Annotated in this window: 17 protein-coding genes; 8 read left to right on the top strand and 9 right to left on the bottom strand. The window is 75.3% G+C overall.

The annotated features are described in order from the left end of the window. The first annotated feature begins 71 nt into the window (after window positions 1-71). The gene (locus J5Y04_RS01965) at window positions 72-1,772 is read left to right on the top strand and encodes an acyl-CoA dehydrogenase family protein (protein WP_209409511.1); all 1,701 of its coding nucleotides are present in this window, start codon (window positions 72-74) and stop codon (window positions 1,770-1,772) included. Between the two features lie 101 nt (window positions 1,773-1,873). Here the strand turns inward: J5Y04_RS01965 and J5Y04_RS01970 are convergent, their stop codons facing one another. The 3 genes from J5Y04_RS01970 to J5Y04_RS01980 form a co-directional block, all read right to left on the bottom strand. Beyond that, window positions 1,874-3,199 carry a M28 family metallopeptidase gene (locus J5Y04_RS01970; protein ID WP_209410028.1) on the bottom strand — a complete coding sequence of 442 codons (1,326 nt, stop codon included), beginning with the start codon at window positions 3,197-3,199 and terminating at the stop codon, window positions 1,874-1,876. Between the two features lie 226 nt (window positions 3,200-3,425). Continuing rightward, window positions 3,426-5,795: a histidine kinase gene (locus tag J5Y04_RS01975; RefSeq protein ID WP_209409514.1), complete on the bottom strand. Its 2,370-nt coding sequence runs from the start codon at window positions 5,793-5,795 to the stop codon at window positions 3,426-3,428. An 88-nt stretch (window positions 5,796-5,883) separates the two neighbouring features. Further along, window positions 5,884-6,516, bottom strand: a complete 633-nt coding sequence (locus tag J5Y04_RS01980; RefSeq protein ID WP_209410031.1) for a response regulator transcription factor — start codon at window positions 6,514-6,516, stop codon at window positions 5,884-5,886. A 462-nt stretch (window positions 6,517-6,978) separates the two neighbouring features. On the opposite strand from J5Y04_RS01980, the gene J5Y04_RS01985 reads away from it, so the two are divergent. Further along, window positions 6,979-9,240 carry an ATP-binding protein gene (locus J5Y04_RS01985; RefSeq protein ID WP_209409517.1) on the top strand — a complete coding sequence of 754 codons (2,262 nt, stop codon included), beginning with the start codon at window positions 6,979-6,981 and terminating at the stop codon, window positions 9,238-9,240. A 176-nt stretch (window positions 9,241-9,416) separates the two neighbouring features. Here J5Y04_RS01985 and J5Y04_RS01990 read toward each other — a convergent pair whose 3' ends face one another. From J5Y04_RS01990 to J5Y04_RS02015, 6 genes are all read right to left on the bottom strand, one after another. After that, the gene (locus J5Y04_RS01990; protein WP_209409520.1) at window positions 9,417-9,623 is read right to left on the bottom strand and encodes a hypothetical protein; all 207 of its coding nucleotides are present in this window, start codon (window positions 9,621-9,623) and stop codon (window positions 9,417-9,419) included. A gap of 168 nt (window positions 9,624-9,791) precedes the next feature. Further along, entirely contained in the window at window positions 9,792-10,004 is a 213-nt protein-coding gene (locus tag J5Y04_RS01995; protein ID WP_209409523.1) for a hypothetical protein, read from the bottom strand. Beyond that, entirely contained in the window at window positions 10,001-10,756 is a 756-nt protein-coding gene (locus J5Y04_RS43405; protein ID WP_209409525.1) for a cupin domain-containing protein, read from the bottom strand. Before J5Y04_RS43405 ends, J5Y04_RS01995 begins: the two co-directional genes overlap by 4 nt. Before the next feature lie 274 nt (window positions 10,757-11,030). Then, on the bottom strand, window positions 11,031-11,441 hold the full coding sequence (locus J5Y04_RS02005) for a hypothetical protein (protein WP_209409527.1): 411 nt from the start codon (window positions 11,439-11,441) through the stop codon (window positions 11,031-11,033). Further along, the gene (locus tag J5Y04_RS02010; RefSeq protein WP_209409529.1) at window positions 11,438-11,884 is read right to left on the bottom strand and encodes a hypothetical protein; all 447 of its coding nucleotides are present in this window, start codon (window positions 11,882-11,884) and stop codon (window positions 11,438-11,440) included. Before J5Y04_RS02010 ends, J5Y04_RS02005 begins: the two co-directional genes overlap by 4 nt. Window positions 11,885-12,021: 137 nt before the next feature. Next, a complete protein-coding gene (locus J5Y04_RS02015) occupies window positions 12,022-13,113 on the bottom strand; it encodes a hypothetical protein (RefSeq protein WP_209409531.1) in 1,092 nt (363 codons plus the stop codon). Between the two features lie 160 nt (window positions 13,114-13,273). Between J5Y04_RS02015 and J5Y04_RS02020 the strand changes: the two genes are divergently transcribed. From J5Y04_RS02020 to J5Y04_RS02045, 6 genes are all read left to right on the top strand, one after another. After that, window positions 13,274-14,611, top strand: a complete 1,338-nt coding sequence (locus J5Y04_RS02020) for an alpha/beta family hydrolase (RefSeq protein ID WP_209409533.1) — start codon at window positions 13,274-13,276, stop codon at window positions 14,609-14,611. A 273-nt stretch (window positions 14,612-14,884) separates the two neighbouring features. Further along, a complete protein-coding gene (gene hppD / locus J5Y04_RS02025) occupies window positions 14,885-16,099 on the top strand; it encodes a 4-hydroxyphenylpyruvate dioxygenase (RefSeq protein WP_209409535.1) in 1,215 nt (404 codons plus the stop codon). A gap of 55 nt (window positions 16,100-16,154) precedes the next feature. Further along, window positions 16,155-17,354 carry a homogentisate 1,2-dioxygenase gene (locus J5Y04_RS02030; RefSeq protein WP_209409538.1) on the top strand — a complete coding sequence of 400 codons (1,200 nt, stop codon included), beginning with the start codon at window positions 16,155-16,157 and terminating at the stop codon, window positions 17,352-17,354. Further along, complete coding sequence (locus tag J5Y04_RS02035; RefSeq protein ID WP_209409540.1) at window positions 17,351-18,235, top strand: hypothetical protein; 885 nt, start codon at window positions 17,351-17,353, stop codon at window positions 18,233-18,235. The genes J5Y04_RS02030 and J5Y04_RS02035 overlap by 4 nt, the downstream gene beginning before the upstream one ends. Beyond that, the gene (gene fahA, locus J5Y04_RS02040) at window positions 18,232-19,452 is read left to right on the top strand and encodes a fumarylacetoacetase (RefSeq protein ID WP_209409542.1); all 1,221 of its coding nucleotides are present in this window, start codon (window positions 18,232-18,234) and stop codon (window positions 19,450-19,452) included. Before J5Y04_RS02035 ends, fahA begins: the two co-directional genes overlap by 4 nt. A gap of 178 nt (window positions 19,453-19,630) precedes the next feature. Then, window positions 19,631-20,695, top strand: a complete 1,065-nt coding sequence (locus J5Y04_RS02045) for an enoyl-CoA hydratase/isomerase family protein (RefSeq protein ID WP_209409543.1) — start codon at window positions 19,631-19,633, stop codon at window positions 20,693-20,695. Window positions 20,696-20,821 lie beyond the last annotated feature (126 nt).

Below are 20,821 nucleotides of genomic sequence, written 5' to 3' on the forward strand. Positions count from 1 at the left end.
GCCCGCACCGCCGACCCGAACCCCACGCACCCCACGCCACCCTCGAAACCCTCGACCCCCGGGAGCCCGTGATGCTCTTCAACCCGCGTACGTACGACCCCGCGCAGTTCGACGAGCCCACCCGCCGACTGCTGCGCGCGACCGTGGACTGGTTCGAGTCCCGCGGCAAGAAGGCGCTGATCGACACCTACGTCGACCGCACCTGGTACTCCGACTTCCTCGAGTTCGCCGCGAAGGAAGGCCTGTTCGCCGAGTTCCTGACCCCGTCCTCGGCCGACCCGGCCAAGCGCTGGGACACCGCCCGGATCGCCGAGCTGAACGAGATCCTCGGCTTCTACGGCCTCGGCTACTGGTACACCTGGCAGGTCACCATCCTCGGCCTCGGCCCGGTCTGGCAGAGCGAGAACGAGGCCGTCCGGGCCCGTGCCGCCCGGCTGCTGTCGGAGGGTCACGTGATGGCGTTCGGGCTCTCCGAGCGCAGCCACGGCGCCGACATCTATTCGACGGACATGATCCTCACCCCGGACGGCGAGGGCGGCTTCACCGCCACCGGCTCCAAGTACTACATCGGCAACGGCAACGTCGCCGGCCTGGTCTCGGTGTTCGGCCGCCGCTCGGACGTCGAGGGCCCGGAGGGCTACGTCTTCTTCGCCGCCGACAGCCGCCACGAGGCGTACCACCTGGTCAAGAACGTCGTGAACGCCCAGATGTACGTCAGCGAGTTCCGGCTGGAGGACTACCCGGTGCGCGCCGAGGACGTGCTGCACACCGGCAAGGCCGCCTTCGACGCCGCGCTGAACACCGTCAACGTCGGCAAGTTCAACCTCTGCACGGCGTCCGTCGGCATCTGCGAGCACGCGATGTACGAAGCCGTCACGCACGCCCACAACCGGGTGCTCTACGGCAAGAAGGTCACCGACTTCCCGCACGTGCGGCGCGAGCTGACCGACGCCTACGCCCGCCTGGTGGCGATGAAGCTGTTCGCCGACCGCGCGGTCGACTACTTCCGCACCGCCTCGCCCGAGGACCGTCGTTACCTGCTCTTCAACCCGATGACCAAGATGAAGGTCACCACGGAGGGCGAGAAGGTCATCGACCTGATGTGGGACGTCATCGCGGCCAAGGGCTTCGAGGCGGACACCTACTTCGACAAGGCGGCGAAGGACATCCGCGGCCTGCCGAAGCTGGAGGGCACCGTCCACGTCAACCTGGCGCTGATCCTCAAGTTCATGGCCAACTACCTCTTCAACCCGGCCGAGTACGCGCCGGTGCCGACCCGGCTGGACGCCGCGAACGACGAGTTCCTGTTCCGGCAGGGCCCGGCGCGCGGTCTCGGCGCGATCCGGTTCCACGACTGGCGCACCGCCTACGACGCCCACGCGCACATCCCGAACGTCGCCCGGTTCCGCGAGCAGGCCGACGGGTTCTGCGAGCTGCTGGTCAAGCACGCGCCGAGCGCGGAGCAGCAGGCCGACCTCGACTTCCTGCTGGAGATCGGCCAGCTGTTCGCGCTGGTCGTCTACGGCCAGCTGGTGCTGGAGCAGGCCGAGTTGACCGGTCTGGAGGCGGACGTCCTGGACCAGGTCTTCGACGCCCTGGTGCGGGACTTCTCCGCGCACGCCACCGAGCTGCACGGCAAGGCCTCCACGACCGAGGCGCAGGCCGCCTGGGCGCTGGCGCACGTCCGCCGCCCGGTCGCGGACGGCGAGCGGGCGGCGAAGGTGTGGGCCCGGGTCGAGGCGCTCAGCGGCGCGTACGAGATGCAGCCGTAGCGGCCGCAGCGGGTGAAGGACCGGGGCCCTGACGGCCCCGTGAGCGGGGGTGCCGGCGGCGGCCGGCACCCCTTCGCCTCTTGCGACCCCCGGAGGGCTCGTCAGAAGGTGAGCTTCCAACTGTCGATGTAGCCGGTGTCCTGCCGGCCCACGTCCTGGACCTTCAGCTTCCAGGTGCCGTTGGCGGGCACCGCGGAGGCGTTGACCGTGTAGGTGGTCTGGACGTTGGGCGCGGAGTCGCTGCCGCTGGAGTTCTTCAGCCGGAAGGTGGTGCCGTTCGGCGCGACCAGGTCGATCACCAGGTCGCCGCGCCAGGTGTGCTTGATGTCGACGCCGACCTGGAGGGCGGCGGGCGCGTTGCCGGTCCGTCCGGTCACGGCCAGGTCCGAGGTCACCGCCGCGCCGTAGTCGGGGATCTGCACGTCGGCGGTGTTCTCGAAGACGGTGCCGGTGGGCGGCGTGGTGTCGCCGGCCGAGAGCGTCCAGACCGCGTAGGCGATCGCGTCGCTCATCCGGTCCAGCGCGGTGTCGTTGATGTTGGCGCTGGTGTCGCAGGAGGAGTGGTAGCAGCGGTCGAACGGCTGGCCCGCCGTCCCGCCCCACTTCGCCGCCTGGGCACTGGTCTTGGTGTAGTCGGCGCCGCTGAACAGGCCGCCGACCCGGATGCCCGCGTCCTGGAACGGGGCGTGGTCGGAACGGCCGTCGCCCTCGAAGTCCTGCTCGGTGCTGATGCCGAGGCCCGCGAAGTAGTCGCGGAACAGCGCGTCCAGCGCGGTGTCGTAGCGGTAGGTGAAGTAGCCCGGGTTGGGCGAGCCGATCATGTCGAAGTTCAGATAGGTGTCGATCTTCGAACGCTCGGCGGCGGGAAGGCTCTTGACGTAGTTCGTCGAGCCGACCATGCCGTACTCCTCGGCGCCCCACCAGCCGAACCGCAGGTGCTTGGCGGGCTTGAGACCGGCGCGGGAGACGGCCAGGGCGGTCTCCAGGATGCCGGCCGAGCCGGAGCCGTTGTCGTTGATGCCGGGGCCGCCGGTGACGGAGTCCAGGTGGGCGCCGGCCATCACGACGTGCGAGGTGTCGCCACCGGGCCAGTCGGCGACCAGGTTGTAGCCGGTCGATCCGTTGTAACTGAACGTCTGCAGCGTGGTGGTGAAGCCCGCGGCGTCCAACTTGCCCTTCACGTAGTCGATCGAGGCCTTGTAGCCGGACCGCCCGTGGGCGCGGTTGCCCCCGTTGGCGGTGGCTATCGACTGGAGCTGGGCCAGGTGCGCCTTGACGTTGGCGACCGGGATGTCCGGGGCCGCGGGGGCGGCCGTGCCGGCGGCGGGCGCGGCGGGGGGTGCTGCGGGGGCCGCGACTGCGGCGGGGGCGAACAGGGCGGCGGCGAGCGTGACGACCGCCCCGGTCGACAGGGCGGATCGGCGCAGGCGGGATCGCCGCGAGGCGTGCTCGGTCAAGGGAGGCTCCGGTTTCTGGTGGGGCAGAACGGAAGCGTGGAACCTCGCGGACGGTGGTCGGAGGGCCGACCGGAGTAGGGGTCCGGTCGGTGGTCGGGCATGGATCGAGGGCGCGCCCGCGAAGTTGACGCGACCATGATGATTTAGCCAAGCCCGGGTTCCGTCAAGGGGGCGGGGCAACAGCCGTCAACAGCCGTCAGCCGCCGGCCGGACCGCCTCGCACGGCCGCCCGCTCGCCCGACGCGCCCGCCCCGGGCCCGGCCTGCGTCCGCGGCAGCACCGCCCGGACGAGTGCGCCGCCGTCGTGGTTGACGGCCGTGAACCGTCCGCCCAACTCCTCGGCCCGCTCGGCCATCGAGCGCAGACCGAGACCGGAGCCCGCCCGGCGGCCGTCCGCCGGGCCGGGCCACACCCCGGCCCCTGCGGGGTCGGCAACGGCGTCGGCGCCGGCACCGTCGAAGCCACGGCCGTCGTCACTGGCCTCGACCACGACCGCGTCCGGCCGCACCCGCAGCGTCAACCTGGCCTCGGTGGCGCCGGAGTGGCGCAGCACGTTGTTCAGCGCCTCGCCGCTGATCCGCAGCACCGCCACCTCGACGGCGGCCGGCAGCGCGGGCGGCGGGTCCGGGTCGAGCACCAGGGCGAGCCGGACGTGGTCGCCGTCCAGCCCGGCGACCAGCCTCCGCAGCGCACCCGCCAGCCCGTCACCGGCCAGCGCCGCGGGCGCCAACCCCTCGGTGATCCGCCGCAGTTCGACGATCGCCTGCCCGATCCCGGCCGACACGGCGCGCAGCGACGCGGCCGCCGGGGAGTCCGCGGGGACGCCCGCACGCGCGGTGTCGACGCCGAGCCGCAGCCCGGAGAGGGTGGGGCCGAGCCCGTCGTGCAGGTCGTGCCGCAGCCGCCGGCGCTCCTCCTCCCGGGCGAGCACGACCTGCCGCCGCCCGGCCTGGAGTTCCTCGTACAGGCGCAGCGAGGCGATGGCGGGCGCGGCCTGGTCGGCGAGGAAGCGCAGCACCTCGTGGTCCTGGGCGTCCAGCGCGGGCTGGCCGGCGCGCGGCGGCGCGTACAGGTCGCCGATCACCGCGCCCTCGAACCCGAGCGGGAACACCTGGCTGCCGGGCCCGACCGTGCCGACCGAGGCGAGTTCGTGCGGGCCGTTGCGGGTGTGCAGGACGACCCGGGCTCCCGGCAGGCCGAGGGCGTTGACGACGGTGTCGCAGAGCAGCGGCGGCGCGTCGGCCGGGCTGACGGCGCGGCTGAGCCGTTCCGCGAGCTCGCGCACCACCTGGTACGGGCGGGCCCGGTCACCGTAGTAGAACCGGTCGACGGCGCGGAGCACCCACCGGGTGGTCGGGCCCAGCAGCGCGCCGATGGCGAGCGCGCCGGCCGCCAGCAGCTGGGCACCGGCGGTGCTGGCCTCGGGCAGCACGCGGCGCAGCACCAGGGCGATGCCCAGGTAGCCGGCGATCAGCAGCGCGGTGAGGGCGAGCACGCTGAGCATCCGGCGGGTGGCGCGGTCGAGGTAGTGGGAGCGGTCGCGGGTGAAGGCGTAGCCGACGGCGCCGAGCATCCAGATCGCCGATCCGGTGAAGTAGGCGACCGCACCGAGGCTCTCCGAAGTGCCCATCCGCAGGGCGAGGTTGGTGGTGACCAGCCAGACCAGGTAGGGGACGAGCACCGCGGTGACCGTCCGGTGCGGGCCGGCCGAGCGCCGCCACCGCACGGCGGCCACCAGCAGACTGCCCGTGACGACCGCCCAGGAGACCAGGGTGACCCGCCACTCGTCCAGCGGGAGCCCCTCGCCCTGGGGGACCAGCACGTCCCCGAAGTACGGCAGCGGCACGCCGAGCCGCACCACGCAGGCGTGGCAGGCGCTCCAGAGCGCGATCGCGGCGACGAGGAGGCGTCCCGGGCCTCCGGGCAGCCGGCCCTCGGGCAGCCAGAGCGGCAGGGCGAGGGCCAGGAAGATGAACAGGGTGACCGAGACGAGCAGCAGCGCCGCACCGACCGCCTCAGGCACCGGTCCGGCGCCGGCCGATGCGGCGGCCAGCAGGTAGAACCGGGAGAGGCAGCCACCGAGTCCGGCGGCGAGCATCGTCACGCCGAGGCTGCGGCCGGCGGGGCGGGGGCGGGGGCCCTCGGGGGCGGCGCGGGCCGCTCCGGGGGCGGACGTCGCGGCGCCGGACGTCACCGCGTCGGACGTCACCGCGTCGACGGCGCGGCGGCGCGTGGGGCGGCGGGCCGTGGGGCGCTGGGCCTGGGTGGCAGGGGCTGGGGTGGCAGGGGCCTGGGCGGCGGGGGCCGGTTCGCCCCCGGGGCCCGGACGGTGGGCGAGGATCAGCAGTCCGGAGAGCGCGAAGGCGAACCCGAGCAGCACCGTCTCGCCGTCGTGCAGGAGGAACGGCTCGGCCCAGGCGGCGTGCTGGTGGGTCAGGGCCAGCAGCACCCAGCCGAGGCCGCAGACCAGCGTCAGCCCGCACACCCAGGAGGCCGGGGTCAGGCCGGTCCGCCCCGGCCGGAGGGCGGTGGCCCGGACGGTGGTGGCCGCGGCCGGTTCACGCATGTGGGCCTCCCTGTTGGCCTCCCCGTGGGCGCCTCCGTGCGGGGCCGGCGGGGCTTCCGGGCTCCGCCGCGGCGGCGTCCGGGCCGGGTCAGGTGTCGCCGAGGCCCATGTCCCGGGCCCGGGCGACCGCCTCGGCGCGGGTCGCCACGTGCAGCTTCTCGAAGATGTGGGTCACGTGGTTGCGGACCGTCTTCTCCGCCACCACCAGCTCGCGGGCGATCCGCCGGTTGTCGAGCCCCCGCGCGACCAGGTCCAGCACCTCGGCCTCGCGGGCGGTCAGGGACGGGAACAGCTGTCCGGCTTCGCGCAGCCGGGCGCCGGCCAGCAGCGAGGTGATCCGGCCGGCCACGTCCGCACCGAACACCGCGCCGCCCGCCGCGACCGTCCGCACGGCGTGCAGCACCTCCTCCCGGCCGGCGCCCTTGACCAGGTAGCCGCGCGCACCGGCTTGGAGGGCGGCCAGCAGGCTCCCGTCGTCGTCGGCCATGGTGAGCATCAGCACCGGCGGGGCCGGCGGCTGGGCGGCCAGCCGGCGGGCGGCCTCCAGCCCGGAGCCGTCCGGCAGCGAGAGGTCCATGACCACCACGTCCGGGCGGTACCGGGCGACCGCGTCCGGCACCGCCCCGGCCCGCTCGGCCTCGGCGACCACGGCAATGCCCTCGGCGCTCTGCAGCGCGGCCTTCAGGCCCTCGCGGAACAGCGGGTGGTCGTCGACGATCAGGACCCGGACGGGTGCCGCGTCGGCGTCCCGTTCGGCGCCCGTCGCGTCCTCCCCGGTCCGCTCCCCGTCCGTCCCGCCGGCCGGACGGCCGTCGCGCTCCGCGGGCAGCCCGTCCCGCCGGCCGGCGTCGGCCGAACCGGCGGGGGAATCGGCGGGCCCGGCACCGGGGCCGTACCGCGGGGTGCCCTGCGACGCGTCCCAGGGACCGGGGGCCGGGGGCGGAGCGGGCTGGGCTGCGGGGTGCTGTTGGTCCACATGGCCGACACTACCAGCGATGACCGAGTGACTTTCCGTGACATGCTCGGAGTGTCTCCCGGTCCGTCCGGACCACCGGCCCCCGGGACGAGACCGCTGCCTCATGCGCCCGGGACGGCGGGCCGACGAGACTGTCGTCTATGCCCGGCGAACGGCCGTCGGCGGACCACACAACCCAGCCCGTTGCAAGGCGGTGCCATGATCACGGTGACCTCTGCCCGACCCCGCGCGTCCGCCCGGCCCACGCCCCGCCGGACTGCGGCCCAGCGGCAGCTGACCGCCGCCGCGGTCTGTACGGCGTTCTGTCTCGCCGTCGCCACGCTCTGGATCTGCTACGTCCTGGTGCATCTCGGCGAACCGGGCGTCGACCGCCCCCGGGACCAGCTCGCCATCCTGCTCTACGCACTGCCCACCGCCTGCGCCGGCATGCTGCTGCACGCGCACCGCCCGGGCAGCCCGCTCGGGTGGGTCATGCTGGTCTACGCCCTCACCTCGATGCTGCCCAGCGCGGCCGGCGCGGCGCTCTGGGTGGAGGTCTCCGACCCGGGGCTGGTGGGCGCGCTCGCGGTGCTGCGCTCGGTCTGCGACACCATCAGCCAGACGCTCTTCTACGTGCTGCCGCTCTGGCTCCCCTCCGGGCGGCTCACCACGCGCCGGTGGTGGCTCTACGTCGGCGCCGTCGCGCTCTGGGAGATCCCGGACGGCATGTCGTTCCTCGGGCACGCGACCTCCTACGGTCACCCCAACCCGCTCGCCGACAGCCCGCCCGCCGTCTTCTTCGGGGCGCTCTCGGACCGCCTGGACGGCCTCTACGACCCGGTGAACTACCTGCTCGTCGGGTTCTCGGCCGGCGTACTGCTGTTCCGGCTGCTGCGGCCGGCGCCGGACGGCCCCCCGGACGGGCCCGCGCCGCACCCGGCGCACCGGATGCACGTGGCGGCGATGCTCGGCGCGTACCTGCTCTGGGCGGGCATGCAGGACTACTACAACCGCCGCTTCCAGTACGAGTACTGGCTCAGCTACTCGCTCTTCACCGCCGCCGGGGCGGTCTGGGCGGTCGCCGTGGCGTACCTGGTGATCCGGGACGGCGGCTGGCGGCTCGACCGGGCGGCCCGGTCCGTGCTGACCGGGCTGCTCCTGGCCACCGGGCTGACCACGGTGTTCGTGGTGTTCGCCGCCGTGCTCTCCGGCTGGCTGGTACCGGGCCGGGGCGGGGCGGCGCTGGTGCTGATCGCCCTGGTGTTCGGGCTGGGCGGCTTCCTGCCCCGGGCCGCCCGGTGGGCGGTCGGACTGGTCGACCGCCTCTACTACGGCGACCGCGCCCAGCCGTACCAGGTGCTGCGCACCCTGGCCGGGCAGGTCCGGCAGACCGTCGACCCCGAGCGGCTGCCGGCGGCGCTCTGCGCCACGGTCGCCGAGGAGCTGCGGCTGCCCGGGGTCGCACTGAGCGTCACCACCCGGGCCGGGCGGCGCCGGCTGGCCGCCGTCGGCCGGCTGGACGGGCCCGGGCAGGACTTCGCGCTGGTCCACCACGGCACGGTGATCGGGGAGCTGACGGTCGCGCCGCGCGAGGGCGAGGAGCGGCTGGACCCGGGCGACATCGACATCCTGCGCTCGCTCGCCGACCAGGTCTCGCCCGCGGTCGCCTCGCTGCAACTGCGGGAGGACCTCCAGGCGAGCCGGGAGCAGATCGTCGCGGCGCGGGAGGAGGAGCGGCGCTGGCTGCGCCGGGACATCCACGACGGCCTCGGGCCCGCGCTGGCGGGGCTGCGGCTGCGGGTGGACAACGCCGCCTCGGGAGCGGCCTCGGGGACCGCCTCGGGAGGCGCCTCGGAAGCCGCCGGGAGCGCCGTCCCCGGGAGCGGCCCGGGCGCGGGCCTTGCGGAGACCCTGCACGGGATCTCGGGGGACCTCGCGATGGCGATCAAGGAGGTCCGGCGGATCACCGACCGGCTCGGTCCGGCCCCGCTCGGCGAGTTCGGGCTCGCGAGGGCCGTCCAGCAGCTCGCCGCCAACTTCAGCGGCGCCGCGCTCACCGTCACCGCCTCGATGGCCCCGGACCCGCTGCCGGACCTGCCGGCCGCCGTCGAGGTGGCCGCCTACCGGATCACCGCCGAGGCGCTGAACAACGTCCTGCGCCACGCCCGGGCCCGGCGCGCCCAGGTGTCCGTCCGGGTGGACGCGGAGACGCTCACGCTGACCGTGCAGGACGACGGGGTGGGGGTGGGGGAGCCGACCGGGGCGGGGCGCCCGCCGGAGGAGGCCGCGGAGAGCACGGGCGGGACGTCCGGGTGGGCGGGCGGCGGGGTCGGCCTCCGGTCGATGGCCGACCGCGCGGCGGAGATCGGCGGCAGGTGCACGGTGGCGCCCCGGGCGGGGGAGCACGGGACGCGGGTGCTGGCGGTGCTGCCACGCTTCCCGTCGGCGGGCGGGGCGGACGGGGCCCGACGGGAGGCACCCGGCGGCTGACCGCCCACCGCGCGACGACCGCCCCCGGCGCTCGCGGCGCCGGGGGCGGGGTCGGGATCGGGGTCGGGATCGGGGGTCGGGGGTCGGGGCTCGGGATCGGGGGTCGGAGTGGGTCGGGATCGGGGGTCGGGGGGAAGGTCCCGGCAAGGGGCTCCGGGGAAGGGCGGCGGGAGGGCTCAGCCCTTGCAGTCCTTCTCACCGGCCTTGCACTTCCTGTTCCTCACGACGGGCCGCGCCGGCCTCCTCGCCGTCGACTCCTGCGTCCGGCAGGACCTGGCCGTTGCGCTGACGACGGAGTTCTTGAGTACGAAGGTCGCCGCTGCGCAGCCGACGACCACGACCGACGTGACGCCGAGCGTTTTCCTCGCGGTGTTCGTTGCCATGGGTGGTGCTCCAGACTCTTCGTCTTCCGCGCGACCGGGCGGGCCGGCCGCTCTTCCACCACTGTGCGCGGGAGCCCGCCCCGGGCACATGGGCCCGCCGTCCCGTTCCGGTCCCAGGGTGCGGGTCCGAAGCCGGGACGGCGGGCGTCCGTGCAGGCCGGGGCGGGATCAGCGACTGCCGTTCCAGGGGCCGCCGGGCGTGAACGGCCGGTCGGCGGCGGTGCGTTCGTCGGGGATGGTGACGTTGACGATCCGCCCGCCCCGGCGCCGGCCGGCGTGGGCCGGCGCGATGACCGTGGCCCGGTCGCGGTCGTCATCGGCGCCGGTGACGACCGCGACCGGCAGCGCGCTCCGGCCGGTGACGGTTCCGGGCGCGTTCATCGCAACGCCTCCTCCGCGGCCGGCCGGACCTGGTAGCCGGCCCGGGCCGGACTCGCCGCGCCCAGGTGGCCGAACACGGCGGCGGTCGGATGCCCCGGACCGGCCCGGAAGCCGTGCCACTCCCCCGCCGGGACGTACACCAGGTCACCCGGGCGGACCGCGACCTCGCGGGTCGCGGCGAGGTGCCGGCCACCGCCCGCGAGGACGAGGAAGAACTGGTCCGCGTGCGGGTGCCGGTGCAGTTCGTGGCTGCCGCCGGGGGCGAACCCGGAGGCCGCGACGGCGACCTGCCGGGCACCCACCGTCTCCGCGGTGGCGAGCCAGTGCACGGCCGTCCCGGCCGGACCTCCGGCGGCCGGGCCGTCCTCCCCTTCGAGCGGGCCGGTCCGTCGTGGCGGAGCCGCGAGCGGCACCGCCGACGGGGCGGGCGCGGGCGGTGGGCCGGCCGACGTGCCTGCCCGGACGGTCAGGACGACGGCCGGGGCGCCGGGCAGCACGACGAGTCCGCAGTCACTGCCCGGCGGGTGGTAGAGGCCTTCGCCGGGGCCGAGGACCCGGCCGGCCGAGCGGACCCGGCCGGAGAGCACCACGGTCACCGACTCGCCGGCCGGGGAGGGTGGTTGCCCGACGCGGACGCCGGGCGGCAGGGTCTCGACGGTCAGCCCGCCGAGGGCGGACGGCAGGCGGCGTGGGTCGATCAGCCGGCGGAACGCGGGGGCCGTCCGGGGGACGGCCGCGGGGACGAGGATCACGTCGTTCCTCCTTGCGGGGTTCGGTGTTCACCGGCGCTCCGGTGTCCGCCGGTGGTGTGGAGTCCGCCGGTGGTGCGGTGAACTCCGGTGGTCGGGGGTGCGGTGGTCCGGGGTGCGGTGGTGTGGCGCTGCGGTGGTCCCCGGTGGTGCGTGGTCCGCTGCGCGTGGGGCCGCGGCGGGAGGCACCGCGGCCGTCGCCCGGGGAGCACCCGGCGCCGGGCCTCGAAGTGCAGGGCGGTCGTGGTGCGGGCCGGCCCGGGGGCGGTGACGGCGTTCACGGCCTGGTCCGTCGTTCGGCGCGGCGGAGCGCCAGGGCGTGTCTGGTCGCCGAGGCGCGGCGGGGTGCGGTGAGGGCGAGGCCGAGCAGCTCGGCGCCGAGCGGTCCGGCGTCCAGGTGCAGCGGGGTCCCCCGGCGGGCCAGCAGCAGGTCCCCGTCGACCGCCAAGTGGGCCGGCTCGTCGGGGGACCGGCCGACCAGGAGGGAGCCGCGCAGCACGTAGAGGACGTTCTCGGTCTCGGTCTGTCCCGGCAGCACGTGGTGGGCTCCCGGGCTCAGCCGCAGGTGGTCGAAGGACTCGCAGGCGCTGGCGAGCATCGAACGGCGGGCCAGGCAGCGCAGCCGGATCCGTTCGCCGTGCGGGCCGAGGATGACGGCGGCGGCGGCCGAGGCGGTGGTGACGATCACCTGGTCTCGCCTCCCTTCGGGCTTTCGGGGTGGTCCGGGTGGTGGGGGTGGTCCGGGCCCGCCGGGTCCTCGCGGCCCGCCGAGCCGGTGGTGGCCCGGTGGCCGGGCGGGCGGCCGGCGACGGCGAGGACGGCGTGGAAGTACTCCAGGCCCGCGGTGCTGGCGGTCAGGACCGTCCGGGCGCCGAGCGGCAGGGTCAACGCGGTGCCCTCGACGAGCGGGACCGCGGCATCCGGGCCCGCCTGTCCGTCGGCGTCCGGGACGGTCGCCGTGCCCGAGCCGGCGGTGATGTAGAGGGCGTGTTCAACGCCTTCGGCGGCCACCTCGGTCCTGCGGCCCGGGTCGAGCCACTGGAGGCCGACCACGCGCAGCGGGCCGGTCAGGACGCGGCCCGGGTCGACGGCGCCGCGGCGGCGGAGGTCCGTGATGACGGTGCCCGTCATGACGTGAACTCCCTTCTGGTGTCCGGCGGTCCGTGCCGGTCCGCCTCTGCTGTCCACGGTGTGGCGCCCGCCGTCCCGGCCGCACGGGGAGCCGGTCCCGTCCTGTTCCCGCCCGCCGCCCGAGCCCTTCCGCCGGGTCATCCGGCGGCCGACAGGCAGTCCGGGGCGAGGCCGCGGCTGTGCGGAACGACGGTCCGGCCCGGTCCCCCGACGGCCGCCAGGAGCGCGGCGGCGTCGACCGGGGTGAGCAGGCGGCCCCCTGCGCAGTGCGGGCGCCCGAGGCCGGCGAGCAGCAGCAGGCCGGGCCCGGCCGCGGTGGTGAGGGCCGCGGCCAGGGCCCGGGCGTCGGCCCCGGCGGGCGGCGCGGGCAGGCCGGTCGCCGAGCCGTTGCGGGCCAGCAGTTCGTTGTGGGCCCACGCCCCGGCGCCGTCCAGCAGTCCGAGGCCGGCCGCGACGCGGGCGGCGAGAATCAGCCCCAGGGCGTCGGCGTCGCCCGGTGCGAGCGCCACGCCGGAGGCGGTGGCCACGGTGCTGCGGACGGCCTCGCCGAGGCGGCGCCCGTAGCCGAGCGCGAGGGCCGGTCCGGTCTCGAACGGGTCGAAGCAGACCAGCGCGGCCCTGGCGTCCGCACAGAGGGCGAGGCAGGCGGCGAGGGTCTCCGGGGTGTAACGGGCGTCCGGGCGAAGGGTTGTGGCGAGCGCCGCGAACTGTGCCGGGCAGACGGCGAGGACGTGCCGGACGACCTCGACCATGCCCGCCCGGGTCTCGGGGGCGGGTCGTCCGGCCAGCAGGTCGCTGCGGACCCAGACCAGCCCGGGTGCGTTCCGGGCGGGTGCGCGGGGTGCGTCCGGGGGCGGGCGCAGCAGGGTCAGGGCCGGGCCGCACGCGGCCGCGAGGGTGGTCGGCAGACGGATGTCGGCCGGGACACCGCAGGCCCGTTCGCCGCCGAGCGCGATCACCACGGTGCGGCCGTCGGCGGTCGGCCGGGCAGGAGGCGGGCCGGGCCGTGTGAGCACGGTGCACGGCGCGATCGCCGCGGCGACGGCACGGACCCGGGCGAGCGCGCCGGCGGGAGCGGCGGCGTCGGCCACCAGGACGAAGCGGTCGGCCCCGAATCCGGCGATCCGGTCGGCGAACTCCGCCCAGGAGGCTTCGCCGCGGCGCACCAGCAGGGCGAAGTTCGCGGGTCCGGCCTGGATGCGGCGGTCGAGTTCACCGGTGCGGCCCATCGTGGTCCTCCTCCAGCCGGGTCTCCGGCCTCGACCTTGGGCCGCCCGACGCCCCGGGCGCCTGAGCCGCCGCTCCCGTCCCGGTCGGTCCCGGGACGGCCCCGCCGGGCGCCCCCCACGCCCGCCCCGCCGACGTACGGTGGAACTCGGAGGCCGCGCCATGCACGTCACCGGGACCAACTTCACCGACCGCACCGACGCGGGCCGCCGGCTGGCCGCCCGCCTGGGCCACCTGCGCGGGCCCGGCACCGTCGTCGTCGCCCTCCCGCGCGGCGGCGTGCCGGTGGCAGCCGAGGTGGCGGCCGCGCTCGGCGCCCCGCTCGACATCTGTGTGATCCGCAAGCTGGGCGTGCCCTACCAGCCGGAGCTGGGGATGGGCGCGATCGGCGAGGACGGCGTCAGGGTGCTGAACGACCAGGTGATGCGCGTCGCCGGGGTCGGCGCCGGGCAGCTCGCCGAGGTGGAGCGGGCGGAGCGCGCCGAGCTGGAGCGCCGGGCCCGCCGCTACCGGGGCGACCGCCCGCCCGCCGACCTGCGCGGACGCACCGTGGTCGTGGTCGACGACGGCGTCGCGACCGGCTCCACGGCCCGGGCGGCCTGCCGGATCGTCAAGGCCAGGGGCGCGGCCCGGGTCGTGCTGGCCGTCCCGGTGGCGCCCCGGGACTGGACCGACCGGCTCTCCGACGTCGCCGACGAACTGGTCTGCGTGAGTACGCCGTCGCCGTTCTTCGCGATCGGCGAGTTCTACCGCGATTTCTCGCAGACCGGTGACGACGAGGTGCTGCGGCTGCTCGCCGCGGCCCGCGGCGAGCAGCCCCACGCGCCGGCCGAGGTGGACCGCGAGCTCACCGTGCCGGCCGCCGGCGTGCTGCTGGCGGGCCGGCTGACCGTCCCGGTGCGGGCGGCGGGCGTGGTGGTGTTCGCGCACGGCAGCGGCAGCAGCCGCCACAGCCCGCGCAACCGCCACGTGGCCGCCCACCTGAACCGCGCGGGCCTGGCGACGCTGCTGTTCGACCTGCTCACCGAGGCCGAGGAGCCGGACCGGCGCAAGGTCTTCGACGTCGACCTGCTCGGCACCCGGCTGACGGCCGTCGCCGGGCGGCTGGCGGACCAGGAGGAGACGCGGGACCTCCCGCTCGGCCTCTTCGGCGCCAGCACCGGCGCCGCCGCCGCGCTCTGGACGGCCGCCCGGATGGGCGAGGGCGTGCGCGCCGTGGTCTCCCGGGGCGGGCGGCCGGACCTCGCCGGCCCCGAGCGGCTGGCCGCGGTCACCGCGCCGACGCTGCTGGTGGTGGGGGGCCGGGACACCGTGGTGATCGAGCTGAACCGGCAGGCGCAGTCCCGGCTGCGCTGCGAGAGTGTACTGGCGGTGGTCCCGCACGCCGGCCACCTGTTCGAGGAGCCGGGCACGCTGGACCAGGCCGCCGAGCTGGCCCGTGACTGGTTCCTGGGCCGCCTTCCGGCCGACCCGCCGGGGCCGCCCGGCCACCCGGCCTGACGGGGCCGACGGGGCTGGCGGGACCGGCCGACGGAGCGGACGGGAGGTGCGGGCAGGTTTTCCGCAGCAGCCCCGATCGGCAGCACATTCTGCCCAGCCGAACCCGGGATTTCCTGATCAGCTTGTACACATTGAACAGTGAAAAAGCGACCTGTTGCCCAACCACCCCGACAGGAGCAAGCTCTCCGCTCAGCCGTACCGCGCCCACCCTACGCGGCGCGGCCGCCTCAAGCGGATGCCTCAGAGCCGAGGCCCAAAGTGGAGGAACGACCGATGACCCCGCAGTCCCACGCCCTTGAGCTGACCCCCGAGGAGCGCGAGGCCGGCCTCGACGCCGACCAGCTGCGCCGCCTCGTCGGCCTCGTCGAGCACGACCCGGCCACCGACCCGTTCCCCGTGACCGCCCAGGACGCGGTCGTCTTCGTGGTCGGCAACGCCACCCAGACGGCGCAGTTCTACCAGGCCGTGTTCGGCATGGAGCTGGTCGCCTACTCCGGCCCGGAGACCGGCCGCCGGGACCGCAAGGCCTTCGTGCTCCGCTCCGGCTCCTGCCGCTTCGTGATCAAGGGCGGTGTGCTGCCGGACAGCCCGCTGCTGGACCACCACCGCCGCCACGGCGACGGCGTCGTCGACCTGGCCCTGGAGGTGCCGGACGTCGACAAGTGCATCGAGCACGCCCGCGCGACCGGCGCCACCGTCCTGGAGGAGCCGAACGACGTCTCGGACGAGAACGGCACCGTGCGCCGCGCCGCGATCGCCACCTACGGCGAGACCCGGCACACCCTGATCGACCGCTCCCGCTACCACGGCCCCTACCTGCCCGGCTTCATCGCGGCCGAGAGCAAGGTCAAGCACCCGGAGGGCTCGCCGAAGCGCCTCTTCCAGGCGCTCGACCACGCCGTCGGCAACGTCGAGCTCGGCAGGATGGACGAGTGGGTCTCGTTCTACAACCGCGTCATGGGCTTCGTGAACATGGCCGAGTTCGTCGGCGACGACATCGCCACCGACTACTCCGCGCTGATGTCCAAGGTCGTCGCCAGCGGCAACCACCGGGTGAAGTTCCCGCTCAACGAGCCGGCCATCGCCAAGAAGCGCTCGCAGATCGACGAGTACCTGGAGTTCTACACCGGCCCCGGCTGCCAGCACATGGCGCTCGCCACCAACGACATCCTCACCACCGTGGACGTGCTGCGTTCGCGCGGCGTCGAGTTCCTCAACACGCCGGACTCGTACTACGACGACCCGGAGCTGCGGGCCCGGATCGGCAAGGTCCGGGTCGACATCGACGAGCTGAAGAAGCGCGGCATCCTGGTCGACCGCGACGAGGACGGCTACCTGCTGCAGATCTTCACCAAGCCGATCGGCGACCGCCCGACCGTCTTCTACGAGTTCATCGAGCGCCACGGTTCGCTGGGCTTCGGCAAGGGCAACTTCAAGGCGCTGTTCGAGGCGATCGAGCGCGAGCAGGACGCCCGCGGCAACCTGTGAGCGTCGGGGAACGGTGAGCACGGCCGGCTGAGCCCGGCCGAGGAGGAGCAGGACGATGGCGCACTACCGGCAGCTGGGCAGCATCCCGCCCAAGCGGCACACCCAGCACCGCACGCCCGAAGGCGGGCTGTACTACGAGGAGTTGATGGGCGAGGAGGGGTTCTCCTCGGACTCCTCGCTGCTCTACCACCGGGGCATCCCCTCGGCCGTCGTGGACGCGGTGCCGTGGGAGCTGCCCGACCAGTCCCTGGTGGCCAACCATCCCCTGCTCCCCCGGCACCTCAAGCTGCACGAGCTGTTCGCGGGCCAGGAGTGGAAGTCCGCGGACGTCGTCGGCAGCCGCCGTCTCGTCCTCGGCAACGGCGACGTGCGGATCTCGTACGTCGCCGCCGGGGCCCCGAGCGAGCTGTACCGCAACGGGCTCGGCGACGAGTGCGTGTACGTGGAGTCCGGCGCGGGCACGGTCGAGACGGTCTTCGGCACGCTGGAGGTCGGCCAGGGCGACTACGTGGTCATCCCCCGGGCGACCACCCACCGCTGGGTGCCCTCCGGCGACGAGCCGCTGCGCGCCTACTGCATCGAGGCGAACAGCCACATCACCCCGGTGAAGCGCTTCCTCTCCAAGTACGGCCAGCTGCTGGAGCACGCGCCGTACTGCGAGCGGGACCTGCGCGGCCCGTCCGGCCCGCTGCTGGTCGAGGGCACGGACGTCGACGTACTGGTCAAGCACCGCGGCCCGAACGGGATCGCGGGCACCCGGTACACGGTGCCGCACCACCCGTTCGACGTGGTCGGCTGGGACGGCTGCCTCTACCCGTACGCGTTCAACATCCGGGACTACGAGCCGATCACCGGCCGGATCCACCAGCCGCCGCCCGCGCACCAGGTGTTCGAGGGCAACGGGTTCGTGATCTGCAACTTCGTGCCCCGCAAGGTGGACTACCACCCGCTCTCGATCCCCGTCCCCTACTACCACGCCAACGTGGACAGCGACGAGGTCATGTTCTACTGCGGCGGCGACTACGCGGCCCGCAAGGGCTCGGGCATCGGCCAGGGCTCGATCTCGCTGCACCCGGGCGGCCACACCCACGGCCCGCAGCCGGGCGCCTACGAGCGCAGCATCGGCGTGGAGTTCTTCGACGAGCTCGCCGTCATGGTGGACACCTTCCGCCCGCTGGAGCTGGGCGAGGGCGGCCGGGCCAGCGAGGACGCCAACTACGCCTGGACGTGGGCCGGCCGGGGGCCGCAGCGGTGACCGGCACCTCCGCGCCCGCCGGGGGCGGCATCCCCCCGCTCTTCCAGGGCCTCTTCGACGACGCGGCGGTGTTCCCGCCGGGGAACCTGCCGGTCGCCGAGGCGGTACCGGCGCACCGCGCGCACCGCTCCGCGTGGTACTCCGCCGCGGTCGGCCCGCTCCTGTGCGGGGCGGGCCGGCTCGGCGAGCTGGCCGCCGCGGCCCCGGCCGGCGCGGGCGGCCCGCTCCGGGTCGGGCTCGTCCTGCCGGGGGGCAGTGCCGAGCTCGGCCCGGCACTCGCCGCCGCCGCGCCGTTCGAGGTGGCCGGCGTCGAGCTGGCCACCCGGGACGCCGCCGAGGCGGTGGCCGCACTGGACCTGCTGCTGCCGCCGGACGTCCCGGCCGCCGTCGAGCTGCCGCGCGAGCTGCTGCACGGCGACGCCCTGGGCGAGGTCCTGGACGTGCTGGTCGACAGCGCGTACCGGGCGAAGTTCCGCACCGGCGGGGTGGTGGCCGGTGCCTTCCCCGACGAGGACGAGCTCGCCGGGTTCCTCACCGGCTGCGCGCAGCGCGGCCTGCCGTACAAGTGCACCGCGGGGCTGCACCACGCCGTCCGGCACACCGACCCGGTCACCGGCTTCGAGCACCACGGCTTCCTGAACGTCCTGCTGGCCGCGCTGGAGACCGACCGCCGGGCCGCGGCCGAGGTGCTGGCGGAGCGCTCGGGCGAGGTGCTGGCCAAGGCCGTCCGCGAACTGACCGACCATCAGGTCACGGTGATCCGCAACTCGTTCACCGCCTTCGGCACCTGTAGCATCGCCGAGCCCCTGGACGACCTGGCCGCGCTCGGCCTGCTGTCGCCCGGGACCGGCCCCAGCCCCACGTCCCAGGAGGACCGTTGACCACGCCCCGCAGCTGGCTCGCCAGCGCCCAGGACTCGCCGTTCGGCGTGCACAACCTGCCGTACGGCGTCTTCACGGCCGCCGACCGGCCGGGCCACCGGCGGATCGGCGTGCGCATCGGGGAGTTCGTCCTCGACGCCGGGGCCGCCGCCCGGGCCGCCGGGGAGCCGTCCGTCCTGCTGGACGCCAACACCCTCAACCCGCTGCTGGGCGCGGGCCGTCCGGTCTGGACCCGGACCCGCGCGGCACTGACGCACTGGCTCACCGACGAGTCGTTCCGGGACGCGCTCTCGCCGCTGCTGCTGCCGGTGGCCGAGGTGGAGCTGCACCTGCCGTTCGAGGTCGCCGACTACGTCGACTTCTACGCCTCCGAGCACCACGCCACCAACCTGGGCCGGATCTTCCGCCCCGGGTCGGACCCGCTCACCCCCAACTGGAAGCACCTGCCGATCGGTTACCACGGCCGGGCGGGGACGGTCGTGGTCTCCGGCACCCCGGTGGTCCGACCGCACGGACAGCGCAAGGCGCCCGCCGACGCGCTGCCGTCCTTCGGCCCGACCCGCCGGCTGGACATCGAGGCGGAGGTCGGCTTCGTGGTCGGCGCCCCGTCCACGCTCGGCACTCCCGTCGCCCTCGACGACTTCCGCGAGCACGTGTTCGGCGTCTGCCTGGTCAACGACTGGTCGGCGCGCGACATCCAGGCCTGGGAGTACGTGCCGCTCGGCCCGTTCCTCGGCAAGTCCTTCGCCACCTCGGTCTCGCCGTGGATCGTGCCGCTGGACGCCCTGGAGCACGCCCGGGTCACCCCGCCGGCCCGGGACGTCGAGCCGCTCCCCTACCTGGACGACCGGGGCGGCGAACCCTGGGGCCTGGACCTGGCGATGGAGGTCCGCCTGAACGGGCACCCGATCTCCCGCCCGCCGTTCGCCTCGATGTACTGGACGGCGGCGCAGCAGCTCACTCACATGACGGTGAACGGCGCCTCCCTGCGCACCGGCGACCTCTTCGCCTCGGGCACCGTCTCCGGCCCCGCCCCGGAGACCCGCGGCGCACTGATCGAGCTCACCTGGAACGGCGAGGAGCCGGTCAAGCTCCCCGACGGCACCACCCGCACCTTCCTGGAGGACGGGGACGAGGTCACCATCACCGCCACCGCCCCCGGCCCGGACGGCGCGGTGATCGGCTTCGGCGAGGTCACCGGCCGGGTCGCGCCGTAGCGGCCGGCGCGGCGGCGGGCCCGGACACGGAGAACCCGTTGGGCACAGGGGCGGTACCGGTGGCCGGTGCCGCCCCTCCGCCCGTCCCGGACGGGTCCTACCGTCCGGGACGGGTCCTAGTACGGTGGACGGCGAGGATCTTCGGAACGAGCGGCGACGAGGAACGGGAGCGGGCCCGATGGGTGCAGAGGTGCTGGTCCACCAGGACGGCGGCGTCGGGCGGATCGTGCTCGACCGGCCGCGGGCGCTCAACTCGCTGACGCACGGCATGATCACGGCCGTCCACGCGGCGCTGGAGGAGTGGGCGGCGGACGACACCGTGCGGGCCGTGGTGCTGACCGGCGCCGGCGAGCGCGGGCTCTGCGCCGGCGCGGACATCCGGGCGATCCACGAGGACGCCAAGGCCGGCGGGGCCGGTTCGCGGGCGTTCTTCCGCGACGAGTACGGGCTCAACGCGCTGATCGCCCGCTACCCGAAGCCGTACGTCGCGGTGATGGACGGCATCACCATGGGCGGCGGCGTCGGCCTCTCCGCCCACGGCGCCGTGCGGATCGTCACCGAGCGCTCCACCGTGGCGATGCCGGAGACCCGGATCGGCCTGGTGCCGGACGTCGGCGGCAGCCGGCTCCTGGCCCGCGCCCCGGGCGGGTTGGGCACGCACCTCGGCCTCACGTCCGCCTCGATGGGCCCCGGGGACGCGCTGCTCTGCGGCTTCGCGGACCACTTCGTCCACTCGGCGCGGATCCCCGCGCTGCTCGCGGACCTGACCGCGCGGCTCGCCGGGCCGGCCGTCGGGGCCGCGGCCGCGGTCACCGCCGCCGTCACCGCCCACGCCGAGGCCGCGCCGCCCGCCGCGCTCGCCGCGCAGCGGGCGTGGATCGACGCCTGCTACGGCGCCGACACCGCCGAGGAGATCGTCGCGCGGCTGCTGGACACGGGGCTCCCGGAGGCCAAGGAGGCCGCCGAGCAGGTGCTCGGGAACTCGCCGACGGCCGTCAAGGTCACGCTCGCCGCGCTGCGCCGGGCCCGCACGCTGCCGTCGCTGGAGGCGGTGCTGGACCAGGAGTACCGGATCTCCTGCGCGGCCCTGGCCGGGCACGACCTGGTCGAGGGGATCCGCGCCCAGGTGGTGGACAAGGACCGCAACCCGCGCTGGTCGCCCGCCGACCTCGCCGGGGTGTCGGAGGCGGAGGTCGCCCGCCACTTCGCGCCGCGCGGGGACGACGAGCTGGGCCTGGCCTGACCGGGCCCGGCGGGCCGGCCCCGCACGGGCGGCGGCGCCGGGCCGCGGCGGCGGCGCCGCCCGTGACGACCGTCTCGCATGGCAAGACTGGCGCGAGCGGGGGTGCTTCGGAGATCGTTGGGCGGT

The organism is Kitasatospora sp. RG8 (assembly GCF_017813315.1).
Lineage (GTDB): Bacteria > Actinomycetota > Actinomycetes > Streptomycetales > Streptomycetaceae > Kitasatospora.